Source organism: Pseudomonas sp. PB106, assembly GCF_009764645.1.
Lineage (GTDB): Bacteria > Pseudomonadota > Gammaproteobacteria > Pseudomonadales > Pseudomonadaceae > Aquipseudomonas.
The window spans coordinates 25,111-45,148 of record NZ_RWIM01000174.1 but is presented as its reverse complement, the minus strand read 5'-3'; the positions used below and the strand labels follow the sequence as shown (position 1 = coordinate 45,148).

The 20,038-nt window shown below is 58.8% G+C and carries 21 protein-coding genes, 1 tRNA gene and 1 pseudogene; 17 read left to right on the top strand and 6 right to left on the bottom strand.

The features are described 5' to 3' along the window. Positions 1-27 precede the first annotated feature (27 nt). The 4 genes from EJA71_RS22540 to EJA71_RS22525 all read right to left on the bottom strand — a co-directional run bounded on the left by EJA71_RS22540 (position 28) and on the right by EJA71_RS22525 (position 3,448). Positions 28-288 (bottom strand): DUF2164 domain-containing protein, encoded by a 261-nt coding sequence (locus EJA71_RS22540; protein WP_122593988.1) that lies wholly within the window; start codon positions 286-288, stop codon positions 28-30. Beyond that, positions 289-927 carry an imidazole glycerol phosphate synthase subunit HisH gene (gene hisH / locus EJA71_RS22535; protein ID WP_008080553.1) on the bottom strand — a complete coding sequence of 213 codons (639 nt, stop codon included), beginning with the start codon at positions 925-927 and terminating at the stop codon, positions 289-291. Next, entirely contained in the window at positions 927-1,520 is a 594-nt protein-coding gene (gene hisB / locus EJA71_RS22530; RefSeq protein ID WP_042557195.1) for an imidazoleglycerol-phosphate dehydratase HisB, read from the bottom strand. Before hisB ends, hisH begins: the two co-directional genes overlap by 1 nt. A 263-nt stretch (positions 1,521-1,783) precedes the next feature. Beyond that, positions 1,784-3,448: an OFA family MFS transporter gene (locus EJA71_RS22525; protein WP_158959723.1), complete on the bottom strand. Its 1,665-nt coding sequence runs from the start codon at positions 3,446-3,448 to the stop codon at positions 1,784-1,786. 250 nt (positions 3,449-3,698) lie between these two features. Here EJA71_RS22525 and EJA71_RS22520 point away from each other — a divergent pair. From EJA71_RS22520 to EJA71_RS22465, 12 genes and pseudogenes are all read left to right on the top strand, one after another. After that, a pseudogene (locus EJA71_RS22520) lies at positions 3,699-3,926 on the top strand (acetyl-CoA sensor PanZ family protein); the annotation flags it as partial. 78 nt (positions 3,927-4,004) lie between these two features. After that, complete coding sequence (locus EJA71_RS22515; RefSeq protein ID WP_158959722.1) at positions 4,005-6,230, top strand: AsmA family protein; 2,226 nt, start codon at positions 4,005-4,007, stop codon at positions 6,228-6,230. After that, the gene (gene mutY, locus EJA71_RS22510; protein WP_158959721.1) at positions 6,227-7,294 is read left to right on the top strand and encodes an A/G-specific adenine glycosylase; all 1,068 of its coding nucleotides are present in this window, start codon (positions 6,227-6,229) and stop codon (positions 7,292-7,294) included. Before EJA71_RS22515 ends, mutY begins: the two co-directional genes overlap by 4 nt. Beyond that, positions 7,291-7,563, top strand: coding sequence for an oxidative damage protection protein (locus EJA71_RS22505; RefSeq protein WP_016772129.1), 273 nt, complete (start codon positions 7,291-7,293; stop codon positions 7,561-7,563). Before mutY ends, EJA71_RS22505 begins: the two co-directional genes overlap by 4 nt. Before the next feature lie 103 nt (positions 7,564-7,666). Continuing rightward, a tRNA-Phe gene (locus EJA71_RS22500) sits at positions 7,667-7,742 on the top strand. Between the two features lie 311 nt (positions 7,743-8,053). Next, on the top strand, positions 8,054-9,136 hold the full coding sequence (locus tag EJA71_RS22495) for a hypothetical protein (protein WP_158959720.1): 1,083 nt from the start codon (positions 8,054-8,056) through the stop codon (positions 9,134-9,136). Between the two features lie 71 nt (positions 9,137-9,207). Continuing rightward, positions 9,208-9,999, top strand: coding sequence for a TSUP family transporter (locus EJA71_RS22490; RefSeq protein ID WP_158959719.1), 792 nt, complete (start codon positions 9,208-9,210; stop codon positions 9,997-9,999). Positions 10,000-10,159: 160 nt separating this feature from the next. Beyond that, on the top strand, positions 10,160-10,420 hold the full coding sequence (locus EJA71_RS22485; RefSeq protein ID WP_158959718.1) for a hypothetical protein: 261 nt from the start codon (positions 10,160-10,162) through the stop codon (positions 10,418-10,420). A 174-nt stretch (positions 10,421-10,594) separates the two neighbouring features. Continuing rightward, complete coding sequence (locus tag EJA71_RS22480) at positions 10,595-11,653, top strand: YhcG family protein (protein WP_158959717.1); 1,059 nt, start codon at positions 10,595-10,597, stop codon at positions 11,651-11,653. 67 nt (positions 11,654-11,720) lie between these two features. Continuing rightward, complete coding sequence (locus tag EJA71_RS22475) at positions 11,721-12,695, top strand: alpha/beta fold hydrolase (RefSeq protein WP_158959716.1); 975 nt, start codon at positions 11,721-11,723, stop codon at positions 12,693-12,695. A 28-nt stretch (positions 12,696-12,723) separates the two neighbouring features. Continuing rightward, on the top strand, positions 12,724-13,137 hold the full coding sequence (locus EJA71_RS22470) for a hypothetical protein (RefSeq protein ID WP_158959715.1): 414 nt from the start codon (positions 12,724-12,726) through the stop codon (positions 13,135-13,137). Between the two features lie 6 nt (positions 13,138-13,143). Further along, positions 13,144-13,596 carry a hypothetical protein gene (locus EJA71_RS22465; protein WP_008080542.1) on the top strand — a complete coding sequence of 151 codons (453 nt, stop codon included), beginning with the start codon at positions 13,144-13,146 and terminating at the stop codon, positions 13,594-13,596. Between the two features lie 70 nt (positions 13,597-13,666). Here EJA71_RS22465 and gabP read toward each other — a convergent pair whose 3' ends face one another. Together gabP and EJA71_RS22455 are read right to left on the bottom strand one after the other, a co-directional pair. Continuing rightward, positions 13,667-15,058, bottom strand: a complete 1,392-nt coding sequence (gabP, locus tag EJA71_RS22460) for a GABA permease (RefSeq protein WP_158959714.1) — start codon at positions 15,056-15,058, stop codon at positions 13,667-13,669. Positions 15,059-15,234: 176 nt separating this feature from the next. Then, on the bottom strand, positions 15,235-15,495 hold the full coding sequence (locus EJA71_RS22455; protein WP_158959713.1) for a hypothetical protein: 261 nt from the start codon (positions 15,493-15,495) through the stop codon (positions 15,235-15,237). Between the two features lie 116 nt (positions 15,496-15,611). Here EJA71_RS22455 and EJA71_RS22450 point away from each other — a divergent pair, with 116 nt between their 5' ends. From EJA71_RS22450 to EJA71_RS22430, 5 genes are all read left to right on the top strand, one after another. Further along, positions 15,612-16,385, top strand: coding sequence for an ABC transporter ATP-binding protein (locus EJA71_RS22450; protein ID WP_053116575.1), 774 nt, complete (start codon positions 15,612-15,614; stop codon positions 16,383-16,385). 13 nt (positions 16,386-16,398) lie between these two features. Next, positions 16,399-17,148 (top strand): ABC transporter substrate-binding protein, encoded by a 750-nt coding sequence (locus EJA71_RS22445; protein ID WP_158959712.1) that lies wholly within the window; start codon positions 16,399-16,401, stop codon positions 17,146-17,148. A gap of 78 nt (positions 17,149-17,226) precedes the next feature. Further along, complete coding sequence (locus EJA71_RS22440) at positions 17,227-17,922, top strand: ABC transporter permease (RefSeq protein WP_158959711.1); 696 nt, start codon at positions 17,227-17,229, stop codon at positions 17,920-17,922. Further along, on the top strand, positions 17,919-18,608 hold the full coding sequence (locus EJA71_RS22435) for an ABC transporter permease (protein ID WP_007909164.1): 690 nt from the start codon (positions 17,919-17,921) through the stop codon (positions 18,606-18,608). The genes EJA71_RS22440 and EJA71_RS22435 overlap by 4 nt, the downstream gene beginning before the upstream one ends. Continuing rightward, positions 18,589-19,824, top strand: coding sequence for a methyltransferase (locus tag EJA71_RS22430; protein WP_158959710.1), 1,236 nt, complete (start codon positions 18,589-18,591; stop codon positions 19,822-19,824). The genes EJA71_RS22435 and EJA71_RS22430 overlap by 20 nt, the downstream gene beginning before the upstream one ends. Positions 19,825-20,038 lie beyond the last annotated feature (214 nt).

The following is a 20,038-nucleotide window of genomic DNA, read 5'->3' as shown; positions in this document are numbered from 1 at the left end:
ATTTGAATGTTCAGCTTGGCTCGGAAATCAGTTTTTCTCGAGCGCCCACAGGTCACTTTCGATGCTTTCAAACCGCTCTTTGAGATGGGTCTGCACATCGAAAATCGCCCTGTTGTAATAGTGCGGAGCAATTTCGCGGGTAAACAGCTCAAGAATTTCTGCCGCCTCGAACGAACCCAGGTCCAGTTCGAAACGGTCTTCCATGAACCGCTGAATCTTGCGATTGGCGTCACTCTCCTGCTCGGGAGTGAGGGTCAGGATCGGCGGTTTGGACTTCTTGGCAGCCATTTACCAGCGACCGTCCCACGCGGCGAAGTTCTGCAGCAATTGCAGGCCATGGGTATGGCTCTTCTCCGGGTGGAACTGCACGGCGAAGCGCGAGCCATCGGCCAGCGCTGCAGCGAAATCGACGCCGTAATGGCCGCCACCCACCACCTGCCGCGCATTGGCGGCAGCGATGTAGTAGCTGTGCACGAAGTAGAAACGCGCCATGTCCGGAATGTCATGCCACAGCGGGTGGCTGACCTTCTGCTTCACCTCGTTCCAGCCCATGTGCGGGACTTTCAGGTGTTCGCCGTCTTCATGCAGGTCTTTGCCGAAGAACTTAACCGCACCGGGGAACAGGCCGATGCAGTCGACGCCATCGTTCTCTTCGCTGGTGTCGAGCAAGGCTTGCATGCCGACACAGATGCCGAGGAACGGACGATCCTGACTGACTTCACGCACCAGCGAATCGAAACCGAGACGACGGATCTCCGCCATGCAATCGCGAATCGCGCCAACACCGGGAAACACCACGCGGTCAGCTTCGCGAATCACGTTGGCGTCGCTGGTGATCAGCACCTTGCCGGCGCCGACGTGCTCGAGGGCCTTGGCCACCGAGTGCAGGTTACCCATGCCGTAATCGATAACTGCAACCGTCTGCATTACAGAACGCCTTTGGTCGATGGCATTTGCCCGGCCATGCGCTCATCCAGCTCGACGGCCATGCGCAGCGCGCGGCCGAAAGCCTTGAACACGGTTTCGATCTGGTGGTGGGTGTTGGTGCCACGCAGGTTATCGATGTGCATGCTGACCAACGCATGGTTGACGAAGCCCTGGAAGAATTCCTGGAACAGGTCAACGTCGAAGCCGCCGACGGTGGCGCGGGTGTACGGCACGTGCATCTGCAGGCCTGGACGACCGGAGAAATCGATCACCACGCGCGACAGCGCTTCATCGAGCGGCACGTAGGCATGACCGTAGCGACGGATGCCTTTTTTATCGCCGATGGCTTTGGCAAACGCCTGGCCGAGGGTGATACCGACGTCTTCCACCGTATGGTGGTCGTCGATATGCAGATCGCCCTTGCATTCAATATCCAGGTCGATCAACCCGTGACGGGCGATCTGATCCAGCATGTGCTCAAGAAAAGGTACACCGATATCGAATCGGGCCTTTCCGGTGCCATCAAGGTTGATCGAGGCTTTGATCTGGGTTTCCAGAGTGTCGCGCTCGACAGACGCCTTACGTTCGGCCATCACCAGCTCCGCAAAATCATTGGGCGAAAAAGGCAGCCATTATAGGCACGCGGGGCCGAAACAGAAACATGAGAGGTGAGATGGCTGACGGATAGAACCCCCGACTGTCGCGGGTAGACATGTCCATACAAGCCATTACAGGCAACCGAAAACAACTGTAGGAGTGAGCCTGCTCGCGATGAGGGCCTCACAGTCAACATTTCTGTGACTGTCAGACCGCTATCGCGAGCAGGCTCACTCCTACAGAGGTACTGCGTTTTTACTTAGTGAAACAGTACCGCCGTCTTCTGCAGGGTCACCCACACACCCCACGCCAACGGAATACCCACAGCCAGCCATGCAGCAATCGCCAACGGCTTGCTGCCCGGTGCGGCTTTCCACTCCAGAACCGTGCTGGCATCTGCACCTTTGTCGTGACCCAGCGCCTGTTCGGCCGCCAGTTCAGCGTCGGTCATGAAGTATTTGTCAGCCACCGGACGCACCATCAGGTTGCACAGGAAGCCCAGCACCAGCAGACCGGCGAGGATGTACAGCGTGATGTCGTAAGCGGCAGCGCGTTCTACGCCGATGCTCAACTGATACTCACGCAGGTAGTTCACCAGCACTGGACCGAGCACGCCGGCCGCAGCCCAGGCGGTCAGCAGACGACCGTGGATCGCGCCGACCATCTGCGTACCGAACAGGTCGGCCAGATACGCCGGAACCGTGGCAAAACCACCGCCGTACATCGACAGGATGATGCAGAACGCAGCCACGAACAGCGCAACGTTGCCCAAATGGCCCATGTTCGGAATCAGCGCGTACAGGGCAAAGCCCAGGGCGAAGAACACGAAATACGTGTTTTTGCGGCCCAGGTAGTCCGAGAACGAGGCCCAGAAGAAGCGGCCACCGATGTTGAACAGGCTCAGCAGACCGGTGAACCCGGCAGCAATCGCCGCGATCGAAGCCAGTTGCCCGGCATCGAGCTGACCAAACGGCACATCAACACCCAGCAGCTTGCCGCCGAACACTTCCTGCAGCAGTGGCGAAGCCATGCCGAGGATGCCGATACCGGCAGAAACGTTCAGGCACAGCACCAGCCAAACCAGACGGAATTGCGGGGTTTTCCACGCCACATTCACGTGCACGTGACGGTGGGTGATCATTGCGTTGGCAGCTTTCTTTGCCGGAGCGGTCCAGCCCTCAGGCTTCCAACCGGTTGGCGGCACGCGGTAGGCCAGAGCACCACCGATCATGAACACAAAGTAGATCGCCGCCATGGCCACGAAGCTCTGCCATACGCCGACACCCTCAGCCGAGCCAAAATGGCTCATCAGCGCAGTCGCCAGCGGTGCACCGACCATCGCGCCACCACCGAAGCCCATGATTGCCATGCCGGTGGCCATGCCGCGCTTGTCCGGGAACCACTTGATCAGGGTCGAGACCGGCGAAATGTAGCCCAGGCCCAGACCGATACCGCCGATCACGCCCGAGCCGATCCACATCAGCCAGATCTGGTGGGTATAAATCCCCAGCGCCGAAATCAGCAGACCGCCGCACCAGCACAGTGCCGATACAACGCCAGCCTTACGTGGCCCTGCGTGTTCCAGCCAGCCGCCCCAGATAGCTGCCGAGCAGCCGAGGAAGATGAAGAACAGCGTGTAGATCCAGCCGAGCATCGAGATCGGCCAGTCGCAGTTCGACGAAAATACCTGTGCGATGAAGCTCATGTCCGGTGCGCAAGCCACTGGAGCGGTGACGCCCAGCGCCTTGGACAGCGGCAACCAGAACACCGAGAAGCCGTAGGCCATGCCGATGCACAGGTGGATGGCCAGAGCGGCCGGTGGCACCAGCCAACGGTTGAAACCGGGCTTGGCGATGATGCGTTCCTTGGACAGGAACGCAGGCTGGTCGGCTTTGAGACCGTCCGCCGTAATGCTCGTGCTCATTGTGTATCCCCCAATTATTAGTATGGTTCGCCAGCCACTGCTCACCCTCGGACTTATGCACGCAGGCATGACCGTTTTTTAAGGTGAAGCTCCTTGAAGGCGCGACGTTAAGTCGCAGAAGGACGGACGAACGGGCGAAGGTTACCATTTGCAGGTGACAGAAAAACCAAACTGATATCACCTTTTTTATGTCATCTGATCTCCATCGCCGTAGGAGCTGCGGAACGCTGCGATCTTTTGATCTGATTTTTTAGGCGCAGCATGCCTGCAAAGGCACCACGACGTCGGGTATCCGTCCCATTTATGTGTACGAAAAGTTACTCGTCGCCGTGCAGTTGCCGAACGGCTGGTGAACCAAGCACAGAAAATGGCGTCGCAAGCGTGGGCAGAACTGCGTCTTGTGGCGCCTGCCGGGCATCCCGAGGTTCAGGCATTGTCGGCGAAGTTGCAGGTGCCGCATGGACCACTGGCAATATGACGCCACACCGAACCGGGCCATAGCAGCGCTATACTCCCCGGCTAAATTACGAATTCGACTAACTACAAGGACTCGCCCATGAAAGCGTTCGGCAAAATCCTGGGTCTGGTACTTCTCGGGCTGTTGCTGATCATTGTGGCGGCAGGTTTTGCCCTGACCCACCTCTTCGATCCCAACGATTACAAAGACGAGATCCGCCAGATAGCCCGCGACAAGGCCCACATCGAGCTGACGCTCAATGGCGATATCGGCTGGAGCCTGTTCCCATGGCTCGGCCTGGAATTGCACGAGGCCAGCGTCGCCACCCTAGCCAAGCCCGCCGAACCGTTTGCCGACCTGCAGATGCTCGGTCTGTCCGTGCGCGTGCTGCCGCTGCTGCGCCGCGAAGTGCAGATGAGTGACGTGCGTGTCGAAGGCCTGAACCTGCGCCTGAATCGCGACAAAAATGGCCATGGCAACTGGGAAGACATCGGCAAGGTGCCCGCTCCGGCTGGAGCAACGCCGCCATCCGCTGCACCGGGGCAACCTGCCAGGGAGACCCCTGTTGCGGTAGAAAAACCGCCACAGCCGATCCGCCTCGACATCGACAGTCTGACTGTCAACAACGCCCGCGTTGAATACAACGACGAGCTGACCGGCAAGCAATTCAGCGCCGAAAGCATTCAGCTGAGCACCGGGCCGGTACACGATTCGACCAACATCCCGGTAAAAGCTACCGCATTCCTCGGCACCAACCAGCCGGTTTTACGTGTGCGCACCGAATTGACTGGCGAGCTGCGCATCGAGCGCGCACTGCAGCGCTACAAATTCGAAGACATGAAGTTGTCCGGTGAACTGGCTGGCGATCCGCTGCAAGGCAAGACCATGACCTTCGCCGCCCAAGGGCAGTTGTTGCTGGATAAAGCCGCAAACGTCGCCGAATGGACTGGCATCAAGATCTCCGCCAACCAGTTGCGCGCCTTGGGCGAGTTGAAAGCCAACGACCTCGACAAAACTCCGCAGATCACCGGCGGCCTCTCCATCGCCCAGTTCGATCTGGCGAAGTTCGTCGACAGCATCGGCCAGAAACTCCCGGCGATGGCCGAAGGCAGCCTGAGCAAAGTCGAGCTGGTCAGCCGCGTGGCCGCCACGCCAACCAGCGTCGCTTTCGACAACATCAATCTGAAACTCGACGACAGCAGCTTCAGCGGTCGCATTGCCGTCGAAGATTTCGCCAAGCAATCGCTGCGCGCGGTCCTTAAGGCCGACACGTTCAACGTCGACCGTTACCTGCCGCCGAAGTCCGCGCAAGCCAACAGCGCTACGCAAGTGCGTCAGGCCGAAGTCGCCAGCACCGAAGCCGATGCAATGGCTGGCGCCGGTTCCACGCCGCTGCCGGACAAGCCAAGCAAAACCGCCTGGAGCACTGAGCGCCTGCTGCCGGTGGAGCGTCTGGCCAAACTCGACGTCGATGCCGACCTGAGCTTCGGCCAGTTGACCCTCGACAAGCTGCCGATCCAGAACGCCGCACTGAAAGCGACGGGCCAGGGCGGCCTGCTGACCCTGAGCAATCTGAGCGGCGAACTGTACAACGGCGGTTTCGAGGCCAAGGGCACTCTCGATGTGCGCCCAAGCGCGCCGGTGCTGAACCTGCAGACCAAACTCAACCGTGTGCCAGCGGAAAAAATCCTCGAAAGCCAGGGCAAGAACCCGCCGGTCAAAGGTCTGGTGACGCTCAACAGCAACGTGACCAGCAGCGGCAACAGCCAGCAGGCACTGATCGACACCCTCAACGGCAACGCCAGTTTTGTGATCAACAACGGCGTGCTACTCAACGCCAACCTTGAACAGCAACTGTGCAAAGGCATCGCCACGCTCAACCGCAAAACCTTGAGTGGCGAGCCACGCGGCAAGGACACGCCGTTCCAGGAACTCAAGGGCAACCTGACCTTCCGCAACGGCGTCGCCAGCAACCCGGACCTGAAAGTGCGCATCCCTGGCATGACCGTCAACGGTGACGGCGACATCGACCTGCGCGTGCTCGGCATGGATTACCGCGTCGGCATCATCGTCGAAGGCGACACCAGTGCCATGCCGGATCCGGCTTGCCAGGTCGGCGACAAATTCGTCGGCGTCGAGTGGCCACTGCGCTGCCGTGGCCCGCTGGAACTCGGCGCCAAGGCCTGCCGTATCGACAACGATCGTCTGGGTCAGGTCGCGACCAAAATGGCTGGCGACAAGCTGAGTGAGAAGATCGACGAGAAACTCGGTGACAAGGTCAGCCCGGAATTGAAAAACGCATTGAAGGGGCTGTTCAAGCGATGAGAGCGGAGCAGTTTTCCACGGCGGTGCTGGATTGGTTTGACCGCCACGGCCGCCACGATTTGCCGTGGCAGCAGGACATCAACCCGTACCGGGTGTGGGTGTCGGAGATCATGTTGCAGCAGACCCAAGTCAGCACCGTGCTCAATTACTTCGACCGCTTCATGGCCGCGCTGCCGACGGTCGAAGCGCTGGCCGAAGCGCCGGAAGACGAAGTGCTGCACCTGTGGACCGGGCTGGGTTACTACACCCGTGCGCGCAATTTGCAGAAGACCGCAAAGATCGTCGTCAGCCAGTACGGCGGCGAATTTCCCCGTGACGTCGAAAAACTCACGGATCTGCCGGGCATTGGCCTGTCGACTGCCGGCGCCATCGCCAGCATTAGCATGGGCCTGCGTGCGCCGATTCTCGACGGCAACGTCAAACGCGTTTTGGCGCGTTTTACTGCGCAAGAAGGCTACCCCGGCGAGCCGAAGGTCGCCAAACAGCTCTGGGCCAACGCTGAGCGCTTTACGCCGCACGATCGGGTCAACGCCTATACCCAGGCGATGATGGATCTTGGCGCCACGCTCTGCACGCGCAGCAAGCCAAGTTGCCTGCTGTGTCCGCTGGAGCGCGGCTGCGAGGCGCATATGCTCGGCCTGGAGACCCGCTACCCGATCCCCAAACCGCGCAAAGCCATCCCGCAGAAGCGCACGCTGATGCCGATGCTCGCCAATGGCGACGGCGCGATTCTGCTTTACCGTCGCCCCTCGAGCGGTTTGTGGGGCGGGCTGTGGAGCCTGCCGGAACTCGACGACCTCGACGACCTGCAACATCTCGCCGACCAGCACGCGCTGACCATGGGCGAGCAGCTGGCGCTGCCGAGCCTCGTCCATACTTTCAGCCATTTCCAGCTGTCCATCGAACCCTGGCTGGTTCAGGTGCAGGAAGCCGCCCATCACGTGGCCGAGGCCGACTGGCTCTGGTATAACCTCGCCACCCCGCCGCGCCTGGGCCTCGCCGCCCCGGTCAAAACCTTGCTCGAACGCGCGGCCGCCGTATTGAACGCAGGAGAGTCGCCATGACCCGCACCGTAATGTGCCGCAAGTACAAAGAAGAACTGCCCGCGCTGGAACGCGCCCCTTTCCCGGGCGCTAAAGGTCAGGATATTTTTGACCACGTCTCGGCCAAGGCCTGGGCTGACTGGCAGAAACACCAGACCCTGCTGATCAACGAAAAGCGACTGAACATGATGAACGCCGAAGACCGCAAATATCTTCAGGGCGAAATGGACAAGTACTTCTCCGGCGAGGAATACGCCAAGGCCGAAGGCTACGTTCCGCCCGCAGAGTAAACCCGCAAAATCGGGGGTCGGATCGTAAGCGACGGAATTAATTTAAGAAATTTTAAAAAAGTCGTTGACGTAAATCCGAAAAACCCTTTTAATGCGCCCCGTTGCCCAGATAGCTCAGTCGGTAGAGCAGGGGATTGAAAATCCCCGTGTCGGCGGTTCGATTCCGTCTCTGGGCACCAAATACCGAAAACCCTGAATCGCAAGATTCAGGGTTTTTTTATGCCTGCAATTTGGTGGAGCGACGTTTCCTTTCGTCGTAGTGACGGACATCGGCACGCTTTCGCTTCCGCTCATCACACCAGCCAGTACCTTTACCACTGATGGGCTCGCGAACGAAAAGGCCTACAAACGTCTTGCCACCATCCCTCAGATCCGCCGGAACACTCCGTACGCTCAAACAGTAACGGACGACAGATTTCCATCATTGAGCTGAGCAGAATATCCAGAGGAGCTCCAGACACCCCGGAGCAGCTTCAAATCAGGGATGTACATGATCATTCGCACCATCGGCTCAGAGGCCCAAACCGCTGAACCAGGTATTGACCAAGAAATCAAAGCCCTTCACTTCACTATCCAACAGTCAGCATTGCTTCATAGGTTCACTGAAGATCTGGCCGCCATGGGCGGACCTCAGTCAGCAGGGGCCAAGTCCAAGGCAACTCTGGCTGCCTCTGAGTTGAAACGCTCATTTTCGCAGGCCCAGCGTGAGCTGCTAAATGCCTATTCCGATGGTTTGCTATCCGTTCTTATCTTCGAAGGGCTGCAACAGCTCAGCAACTCCGAACCTCCAGAAGAACTGCCAGATCTGTCCTCCTTGGAAAATCGGTGCGACGTCCTCTGCTTAGCCGCTCGCAATCAGATCCTGCTAAAACTTGTCGATAACGAATCCTTTGCCTACGACATGGACAATGAAGGAAAACTGGTACGGCTGGTGGCCAACTTCAAGGGGGGCGGAGCGAACGAAATAATAGGCGAACCGGAAATCAAAGAACTTAGCTCTCACTCCGGCCTTGCTCTTGGCCCTCATACCGAGGCGCCTTACTGGTGTGCTGTGAACGCCAAACACGGACGCTCCCCCTCTCCTTCGTCTCTCATACTATCGGCCCTGTGGAACCCGTCCCTTGAACCCACAAGGGTAATACCGCTAACACCCGTACTCGAAAGTATCGGCTTCAACAACTGCCTGGCACTGACCTCAGGCAATTTCCAATTCACTCGCAGCGACTCCTTTACCAAAGGCAAAGGGGAGGATGGCAGCAATGTTTCGATTCTAGAGTTCGACGACCGGACGGGATTCGCAGCACGGTTTAACTCGTATCGTTTTTCTGTCAATGACAACGCCTCCAGCCTTGTGAAGACCGCCTACGCCACTCTTCGTCGTGGCATCGAACAGGCAACGCCCTCCGAGCATGTGCTGACACAAGAGTCGGTGATGGTAATAAACAACACTCGAGCGCTGCACTGCCGTGACGTCATCAAAGACAACAGACGGGTTTTGATTAGAATTTTCGGTATTTCAAAGTTCTCGTCCCCGATCGTCATTTCGGATGACCCGCTATTGCTTCAGGGCTAGGTTTGAACAACAGCGCTAGTGAGCAACAGACCGCCTGGGTGCTCATCCATATCAAGTAAAGAGGAAAAGGAATGTCCTGGGACATCATCGGCACGTTGGCACTCGTCGCGTTTTGCGCCGGTTTTTTTGATGCGATTGCCGGGGGTGGCGGCTTGATAACTCTGCCGGCGTTGTTTCTGGCAGGCATGGACCCGATCAGTGCGATTGCCACTAACAAATTTCAGGCAGCCTCAGCGACTGTCTCGGCAACGGTCACGTTTGCCCGCAAAGGAATGATCGAATGGCGCGAAGGCCGCTTCCTGGCGATCTGCGGATTTGTCGGGGGCGCCAGCGGTGCATTGCTGGTCAGCTCAATCGACAAACGCTACCTCGAAGCCTGCGTGCCGATCATGTTGATTCTGGTGGCAATCTATTTCGCGCTGTCGCCGAAACTGGCAAATGAAGATCGCCGCAAGCGCATCGGCATCATGCTGTTTTCGTTCACCGTGGCGCCGATACTAGGCTTCTACGACGGTATATTCGGGCCTGGTGTGGGATCGTTCTTCATTGTTGGCTTCGTACTTCTCTGCGGCCTCGGCATGATGCGAGCCATGAGCTTTACCAAACTGGCCAACGCTTCATGCAACCTCGGCTCGCTGGCGGTGTTCATCACCAAAGGCGTGATTATCTGGCCAGTCGCAATTGCCATGGCACTGGCGGCGTTTGTCGGCGCTCAGTTAGGCGCCCGTGCCGCTGTTCGGGTCGGGCCGCGATTGATAAAACCGATGTTGATCGTGGTTTGCTGCGCCTTGGCCATCAAACTATTGAGTATGGAAAGTAACCCATTGCGCGTTGTGGTCTCTCAGGCAGTGGCCTCGTTTTAAGCACCACCGCGCCGCACCCATGAAAAAAACCGCGATCCCTCCCCAGAGATCCGCCCCTTACGGAAGAGGGTCATCCTAGATGAGCCAGAAACGAACCCGCATCCCCCAGCCCCATCCGTCTCCGCCCCAGAAAAGCCTGGTGTCGAGAGGATTGGCGATCATGATCAGCGTGTTTCTGATTTTTACCGGCGTGCTGCTGAGCTACTCCGCCATCGATGGCCTGATCCACGACTCCATCACTACCGCCACTCGCGGCGGGCCGGCCAAGGTCTACACACTGGCCAGGCAACCGGGCGCGTACTGGTTTCATATCGTTATTGAAGGATTTTTCGGCGGATTGCTGCTGGTCGCCGGTGTGGCGTGGCATCGACTGACACGCATCGACAAACCTGCGACCAAGGCCATGCGCAAACCCCGGTAGGGCTTGGTGTTCGTCCGAAACGGACTACAGACCCAGCCCGCTTAAGCTGTTTAGCTCGGCAATGTCCTGCAACACCCACCGCCTCTTCCTGCGGATTTCGTCGCCTCTCCCGACATACCGAAACGGTAACTCTTGGCATGCTTTTGCCTCTGTTCCCAATGACGCGGAAGACCGATGAGCCAGCTAAAACCTGCAGACATGCAAGACCCGAAAATCGATTCATTGCTGGGGGAGCTTGGCGAGTTGATTCGTCAGGCGCGGCAAAAAGTGCTGCGAGCGGTTGATACGATCCAAGTGCAGACCTGCTGGCAGATCGGCCGACATATCGTCGAGTTTGAACAACAAGGTGCCCAGCGTGCGGGCTATGGAAAACAGCTGATTGGCCTGCTGGCGAAGGACCTGACTGGGCAGTTCGGGAAAGGATTTGATGAAACCAACTTGTGGAAGATGCGCCTGTTTTATCAAAAATTTCCAATTCGAGACGCACTGCGTCCCGAATTGAGCTGGACCCACTATCGCCGACTACTGCGGGTCGGATGCGAAAAAGCACGCCATTGGTACATGGACGAATGCGCCACCCTGAATTGGTCTAGCCGCGCCCTCGACCGCCAGATCAATACGCTCTACTACGAGCGCCTCCTCATGAGCCGGGACAAAGCTGATGTGATCGACGAAGCCACCACCAACATCGAAGCGATGAAATGCAGTCCGCGTGAGTTCATTCGCGATCCCGTCATGCTGGAGTTCCTCGGTCTGCCGTCAGCGGGCAAGGTCAGGGAAAGCAGTCTCGAACAAGCCCTGATCGATCACCTGCAAGGCTTCCTTCTTGAACTGGGCAAAGGCTTTTCCTTGGTTGCTCGTCAGCAACGCATCAGTGCCGATGGCGTCGATCTGTACATCGATCTGGTGTTCTACAACTATCTGCTCAAATGCTTTGTGATCATCGATCTCAAACGCGGCAAGCTCAGCGCCCGTGATGTCGGGCAGATGGACATGTATGTGCGCATGTACGACGAGCTCATGCGCAGCGAGGGCGACAAGCCGACTGTCGGGATCATTCTGTCAGCCGAGAGCAATGACTCGGTGGCGCGCTACTCAATGCTCAAGGGCAATGAGCAACTGTTTGCCAGCAGTTACAAGACGATCCTGCCGAGTGAAGAGGAGCTGCGCGCTGAACTCAATCGCGAACAGGCCTTGATCGAGGAACGCATGCTCACTGAATCCACTGAATAAACCTGCGGATTGTTCCCGGACGGCGCGAAGACTATCGTTGGCAGCTTACCCGCCAAGGTCGATCGTCATGAGCTGTCAGGACACGCCCGCAATGCAGGTCACGCCGTCAAAGTCGCCGACTTTGGATGCAGCACAAGGTGAGCCTTTCAAGGAAGCGGCTGCCGACGGGTATGTGCTGGGCGGTCTCACTTGGCGTCACGCATCAGCCGATGCTCAGCGCCCGGTGGTCATCATCAACGCCGCCACCTCCGTGCGTTGCCGTCACTACTCGCGTTTTGCGGCTTATCTGTTCGCCAACGGCTTCGACGTCATCACTTACGACTACCGCGGCATTGGCGAATCGCGACACGCGTCGATCAAAGGCTTGAAAGCCTCATGGACCGACTGGGGCGCACTCGATTTCGAAGCGATGCTCAAACGCGCGCAACGGGAGTTTCCCGGGCAGCCGATTGATGTAGTCGGCCACAGCTTTGGCGGGTGCGCGGCAGGCCTAGGCGAGTCCGGACGAGTTATCCGACGGTTGGTCACTGTCGGCGCGCAGTTCGCCTACTGGCGCGATTACGCCCCTGAGCATCGCTGGCGCATGTTCGGCAAATGGCATGTCGTGATGCCGTTGCTGACGCTGTTCTGCGGATTCTTCCCCGGCAAACGCCTCGGCTGGCTCGAGGACACGCCCACAGGCGTCGTGCGCGACTGGAGCAGGTCTGCCGCGCAATACGAGCGACGTCCCAGCGGCCACGCACTGATGAAAAAGACTGGCGCCCTGCCCTTCGCCAGCGTCCGCGCGCAGACCCTGGCGATCAGCATCAGCGACGATCCCTACGGCACGATTCCCGCCATCGAACGCCTGCTGGGCTACTTCTGCAACGCGACCAAAACCCACCTGCGCATCGAGCCGCAGGACATCGGCGAACAACAAGTCGGACATTTCGCCTTTTTTCGCAGCGAATACCAAGCCACACTATGGCCCATCGCTCTGACTTGGCTGCAAACCGGCGCACTGGCCCCCGACTCACCCGGGCGGCAAGTCCCACGCAGCTGAGCCCTCTCAACGCACGACGGAACACATCATGGCCTCCGCCAACAAGCAGCAAAAACGCGCCACTCGGGCCAAAGCCAAGGCCAAGCAGAACCGCACCAAGCGCGCTGAAGCGCCGGTCGAGCTGGACCCGAACGACGACCGCATCGACTTCGAATCGGTGGATCTGACCGAACTGTTCAAAAAGATGATCGACGCCGAGAAGATCAGCCAGCAAGCCCTGTGCAGCGCATTCCTCGAAGACCCGCTGCTCGAACTGGTTTACGAACAGGAAGGCGAAGAAGGCGCGATGGATTTCATCCTCGCCGCGCTGATTGAGTATCGCCAGTGGTCGCAGGAAACCGACGAGGCCGGCGCGCTGGCGTGGATCGAATCCCCGGCCTTCCAGGCCGACTATGTGGCGGCGTCCGACGCAATCGCCGCGCAAACCCAACCAAAGAACTGAGCTCCCATGGCATCCCTGAACAAGCAACAGAAACGCGCCAAACGCGCCAAGGCCAAAGCCAAACAAATCCGTATGGTCGGCCGCAAGCCACTGGAACAGGACGAAGACCTCGACCACCTCGCCGAGCCGGTGCCGGAATACGTCCTGGCGATGTTCAGCAAAATGCGCGACGCCGAAGCCATCAGCCGCAACGAAATGCTGCTGACCCTGCTGCGCGAACTCGCGTTCGTCATCGTTGACCATCCAGAGCTGCTGGACATGGAAAACGCCGACAACGAAGGCATGGCCGCCACCCACCTGGCCGCCGACATGCTGATCGACTACCGCATGTGGGCCGAAGGCGTAACGATCGAAGAAGCCCAGGCCTGGCTGAGCGAGCCACAGTTCATCACCGATTTCGGGGTTGCGCTGGATGCATATGGCAAGTCGGTGGAAGCACAGGAAGACAAGAGCGAATAAATCACGCTCACAAACAAAAACGGCCGCTAGTCATCACTGACAGCGGCCGTTTTGCATTACGCGTTGCGGATCAGTTCAACACCACCGCGCCACGTTTTTCCAGCTTGCGACGGCGCGCCACCAGTAGACCGGCAGCCACCACCATCAGGCTCAGCAGGCCAGTCGCGAGGATCTCCACGCGATGCGCTTCCTGGAACAGCATGATGGTCAGGGCCGCGACGATGAAAATGATCACCGCGTAGGTCAGGCCCGGAAACAGCCACATGCTGAAGACGATCTTCTCGCCGCGCGCCATGCGCTGTTTACGCATACGCAATTGCGAGAAAGCGATCACCAAGTACACCAACAGTGCGATCGCGCCGGAGCTGGCCAGGAGGAATTCGAACACTGCGGCCGGGGCCACGTAGTTGGCGAATGTGCACAGGAACGCCGCGCCGGTGGACAACATCACTGCCCAGTAAGGCGTGCCGCTTTTGTTGGTGCGGGTCGACATGGCCGGTGCATCGCCACGCTTGCCGAGGGAGAAGAGCATGCGCGACGAGGTGTAGAGCGCCGAGTTCAGGCAGCTGGTTACCGCGACCAGAACCACGATGTCGACGATCATTTTCGCGTTAGGAATGCCCATGCGCTCAAGCACGGTCTGGTAGGAACCGAGGTTGGCCAGCGTAGGATCGTTCCACGGCACCAGAGCCACAACGATGAAGATCGAGACGAGGTAGAACAAGCCGATCCGCCAGATCACCGAGTTGGTGGCCTTGGAGATTTGCTTACCCGGATTCTTCGATTCCGCAGCCGCGATGGTGACGATTTCGGTACCCATGAAGGAGAACATGGTGGTCAGGATTGCGCCCAGTACCGCGCCCATGCCGTTTGGCAGGAAGCCGCCGCTGTCGAACAGGTGCGACACACCGCTGACCTGACTGTTCGGCAGGAAGCCGAAAATGGCGGCGAGCCCGAGGCCGATAAAGCCGATGATCGCCAGCACCTTGATCAGGGCAAACCAGAATTCAAATTCGCCGTAATTCTTCACGCTGAACAGGTTGGTGACCGTAAGCAACATGGTGATGATCAGCGCGAACGCCCAGATGCCGACATCAGGGAACCATGCATGGAGGATGGTCGCGGCGGCGTTGGCTTCCAGTGGAATCACCAATACCCAGAACCACCAGTAGAGCCAGCCGATGGTGAAACCGGCCCAATGGCCAATGGCACGGTCGGCGTAAGTCGAGAACGAACCGGTGTCCGGCGAGGCAACGGCCATCTCGCCGAGCATACGCATCACCAATACCACCAGGGTCCCGGCGGCGGCATAAGCCAGCAGCACGGCCGGGCCGGCGGCAGCGATGGCGTGGCCGGAGCCAACGAACAGACCGGCGCCGATTACACCGGCGATCGACAACATGGTCACATGACGCGGTTTGAGCCCCTGTTCGAGGCCATTGGAGCTTGGGGTACTGCTCATCGAAACTACCTTTGCGAGGAAAGCGATTGCGTCCGGCCCGTCTGGCATTTCCTTCTCGTAAAAAGAAACCAACGGGGCGTTCCTTATTCTGCACGCAATAATTGCGCCAAAATATTTCAAAGTGTTCTGGGCCGGGGCCTTGCGTGCGACCGGACAGTCATCGCAAGTCCTTGGATTTAATGGCAATCCGCCAGAGCGTTACCCTGCGACTCACTTTCAAGACGAATCAGCGCACCAGAAACACACTGAAAAAGTGTGGGATGCACAATAAAAGGGCGAATCATGAACGTTCGGCCGGATAGCGCTTCCAACACCCCGCCAAAGCTGGCAACATCGCGCCTTTTTTTACGCGACACCCACGGGTTTGCACGATCAAACACCCGTTCGGTTGTTGACGGGGCGACAGTCTGCTGTGCCGATGCGACAACCTGCCACATGCCAACCCTTTACCGCTCGCAGCGCTGTTGGCTGCCATTGAAACGCTATGCTAGCTTGGCCGCCTCGCCAGGAAGGCCATCCAACAGCTGGAGCGCAACATATATGAGGAACGCACATGGCTGAGGCCACGCCCGCGCTTGAAATCCGCAACTTGCACAAACGCTACGGACAGCTTGAGGTGCTCAAAGGCATCTCGCTGACCGCCCGCGACGGCGATGTGATCTCGATCCTCGGTTCCTCCGGTTCCGGCAAGTCCACGTTCCTGCGTTGCATCAACCTGCTGGAAAACCCGCATCAGGGCCAGATCCTGGTGGCCGGTGAAGAACTCAAGCTCAAGGCCGCCAAGAATGGCGAACTGGTTGCCGCCGATGGCAAACAGATCAACCGCCTGCGCTCCGAGATTGGTTTTGTGTTTCAAAACTTTAATCTGTGGCCGCACATGAGCATCCTCGACAACATCATCGAAGCGCCGCGCCGCGTACTTGGCCAGAGCAAGGCCGAGGCCATCGAAGTCGCCGAAGCGCTGCTGGCCAAGGTCGGCATCTCTGACAAGCGTCACGCCTACCCGGCGCAACTGTCCGGCGGCCAGCAACAACGCGCGGCAATTGCCCGCACGCTGGCGATGCAGCCGAAGGTGATCCTGTTCGACGAGCCCACCTCGGCGCTTGACCCGGAAATGGTTCAGGAAGTACTTAGTGTCATCCGCGCATTGGCCGAAGAAGGCCGCACCATGCTGCTCGTGACCCACGAAATGGGCTTCGCCCGTCAGGTCTCCAGCGAAGTGGTGTTCCTTCACCAAGGCCTTATAGAAGAGCAAGGATCGCCACAGCAGGTGTTCGAAAACCCGCTTTCGGCGCGCTGCAAACAATTCATGTCCAGCAACCGCTAACGGAGCAACATGCATGCAGAATTTCAAGAAGGTCCTCCTGGCCGCCGCCGTCACCCTCGCGTTCAGCGCCGGTGCCATGGCTGAAACCCTGAAGATGGGCATCGAAGCGGCCTACCCGCCGTTCAACAACAAAGACGCCAGCGGCAACGTGGTCGGCTTCGACAAAGACATCGGCGACGCCCTGTGCGCGAAGATGAAAGTCGAATGCACCGTGGTCACCTCCGATTGGGACGGCATCATCCCGGCCCTGAACGCGAAGAAGTTCGACTTCCTGATCTCCTCGCTGTCGATCACCGAAGAGCGCAAGGGCGCGGTCGACTTCACCGACCCGTACTACTCGAACAAGCTGCAGTTCATCGCCCCGAAAAACGTCGACTTCAAAACCGATAAGGACTCGCTGAAAGGCAAGACCATCGGCACCCAGCGTGCGACCTTGGCCGGTACCTGGCTGGAAGACACCTACGCCGATGACATCAAGGTCAGCCTCTACGACACTCAGGAAAACGCCTACCTCGACCTGACTTCCGGTCGTGTCGACGCGATCCTCGCCGACAAGTACGCCAACTATGACTGGTTGAAAAGCGACGCCGGCAAGAACTACGAGTTCAAAGGCGACCCGGTTGTAGAAAGCGACAAGATCGGCATCGCTGTGCGCAAAGGCGACCCGCTGCGCGAGAAGCTGAACGCCGCGCTGAAGGAAATCGTCGCCGACGGTACCTACAAGAAGATCAACGACAAGTACTTCCCGTTCAGCATCTACTGATCCTGACCTGTGGGACTGGCGCCGTGATGCAACGGCGCCGGCTCCCGACTTTGCCTGCCGCAATTTGAACAGAATTCCATGATTATCGACCTCTACGGATTCGGCCCGGCACTCGCTGCCGGCGCGCTGATGACCGTCCAACTGGCCCTCACGGCCCTGTGCCTGGGACTGGTGCTCGGCCTGCTCGGCGCCTTGGCCAAGACTTCCCCGTACAAGCCGCTGCAATGGCTTGGCGGCACTTATTCGACCCTGGTGCGTGGCGTCCCGGAATTGCTCTGGGTGCTGTTGATCTACTTCGGCACGGTCAACCTGATGCGCGCCCTCGGTGAGTTCTTCGGCAACCCCGACCTGCAACTCAACGCCTTCGCCGCCGGTGTAATCGCTCTCGGTCTGTGCTTCGGCGCTTATGCCACGGAAGTGTTTCGTGGTGCGATCCTCGCCATTCCCAAAGGCCACCGTGAGGCCGGCCAGGCCCTGGGCCTGTCGAAATGGCGGATCTTCACCCGGCTGATCATGCCGCAGATGTGGCGCATCGCCCTGCCCGGCCTGGGCAATCTGTTCATGATCCTGATGAAAGATACCGCGCTGGTCTCGGTGATTGGCCTGGAAGAAATCATGCGTCACGCGCAAATCGGCGTGACCGTGTCGAAACAACCGTTCACCTTCTATATGGTCGCTGCCGTGATGTACCTGGGCCTGACCGTGCTGGCGATGACCGGCATGCACTTCCTGGAAAAACGCGCCGGGCGCGGCTTTGCGAGGAGCGCTTCATGAACTGGGAAGTCATTATCAAATGGTTGCCGAAACTGGCGCAGGGCGCGACCCTGACGCTGGAACTGGTCGCCATCGCCGTGATTGCCGGTCTGCTGCTGGCGATCCCGCTGGGTATCGCCCGCTCTTCGAAACTTTGGTACGTGCGCTCGCTGCCTTACGCGTACATCTTCTTTTTCCGTGGCACGCCGCTGCTGGTTCAGCTGTTCCTGGTTTATTACGGGCTGGCGCAGTTCGACGCGGTGCGTGAAAGCGCGTTGTGGCCGTACCTACGCGATCCGTTCTGGTGTGCGACCGTGACCATGACGCTGCACACGGCGGCGTACATCGCAGAGATCCTGCGCGGTGCGATCCAGGCGATTCCGCCGGGCGAAATCGAAGCGGCGCGGGCCTTGGGCATGTCCAAGCCGAAAGCGATGTTCTACATCATCCTACCGCGTGCCGCGCGCATCGGCCTGCCGGCCTACAGCAACGAAGTGATCCTGATGCTCAAGGCCAGTGCACTGGCCAGCACCGTCACGTTGCTGGAACTGACCGGCATGGCGCGCACGATCATTGCCCGCACCTATCTGCCGGTGGAGATCTTCTTCGCCGCGGGCGTGTTCTATCTGCTGATGGCTTACGTGCTGGTACGCGGCTTCAAGCTGCTGGAGCGCTGGCTGCGCGTCGATGCCTGCCAAGGGCGTTGATTCTTCCCACGTGCTGACGGGCGAACACCTACTCGCCCGCTTCACCGCGCTGGATACGTTTCTCACAACCCATCAGGCGTTGTGGAAACCTCGACCGTTCACGCATCTTTCGCTTCCCTGGGAAGCGTCCTACCCAGAGTTGGCCGTATGGCTACGGGCAAGGTCACTGGAAGACGCGGAAAACGCACATAACACCCCTGCAGATCTCCGCGATGCGCCAGAGCCTTTTGCTTCACTGGCAGCGTTGTCGGCTGAACTCAGCGCGGTGGGCGAGTTGCCCGGGCACGCGCTCGAAGTCGCCGGCCATCGCTTGAATGTCGATGTGCCGGGGCGCAAGTGGCAACAGATCGAAGCGTTTGCCAGCCGCTTGTCGTTTGCCACGCAACCGACGCATTGGCTGGATTGGTGTTCGGGCAAAGGCCACCTGGGTCGACGCCTGTTGGAATCGGGTCAACAACTCACGTGCGTTGAGTACGACCCTGCATTGGTGGCCAGCGGTCAGGCGTTGAGTCAGCGTCATCATTTACACGCTTTGCACGTGGAACAGGATGTACTGGCGGCGGACGCCTCAGGCGTATTGAGCGCGACTCACACGCCCGTCGCCCTTCACGCCTGCGGCGATCTGCATGTTCGCCTGATGCAACTGGCTAGTGCTGCCGGTTGCCAACAAATGGCCATCGCTCCGTGCTGCTACAACCGCATCGATTGCAGCGAATATCAGCCATTGTCCTCACCCGCATCGGCATCACTCCTACAGCTCTCGCTCGAAGATCTAGCGTTGCCGATGAGTGAAACCGTCACCGCCGGTGCACGCGTCCGACGCCAGCGTGACACCTCGATGGCCCGACGCCTGGCCTTTGATCTGCTGCAGCGCCAGGCACGAGGGGTCGACCAATACCTGCCGACGCCATCGCTGCCCAGTGCCTGGCTGGATAAACCCTTCGCCGATTACTGTCGCGGTTTGGCAGCCTTAAAAGAGTTATCCACAATCGGTTCGCCAGATTGGACAGCACTGGAGGCAGCCGGTTGGCGGCGGTTGGCCGAAGTTCGCAACCTGGAACTGATGCGCGGATTATTCCGACGACCGTTGGAGCTTTGGCTGAATCTCGACCGGGCACTTTTCCTCGTCGAACAGGGCTACGTCGTACGCCTCGGCACCTTCTGCGCAACACCCCTTACACCCCGCAACTTGCTGCTATTGGCCGAACGCGAGTAAGCCACTGACGACCTGTGGATAACTCTGTTGATGAAATCTTCGTGGATCCAATATTCACGCCTGTTTCAAGCCTTTAACAGCACTGGTCATTTTTTGTTCACATGGATAAAAAACCAATAAAACAGGGATTTGCGAACAAAATGAGAACGCTTCCACAAAAACCTGCCTAAGCGCGGTTTCGTGCCAGTCCGTTGTGCATAAGCCGCCAATCAAA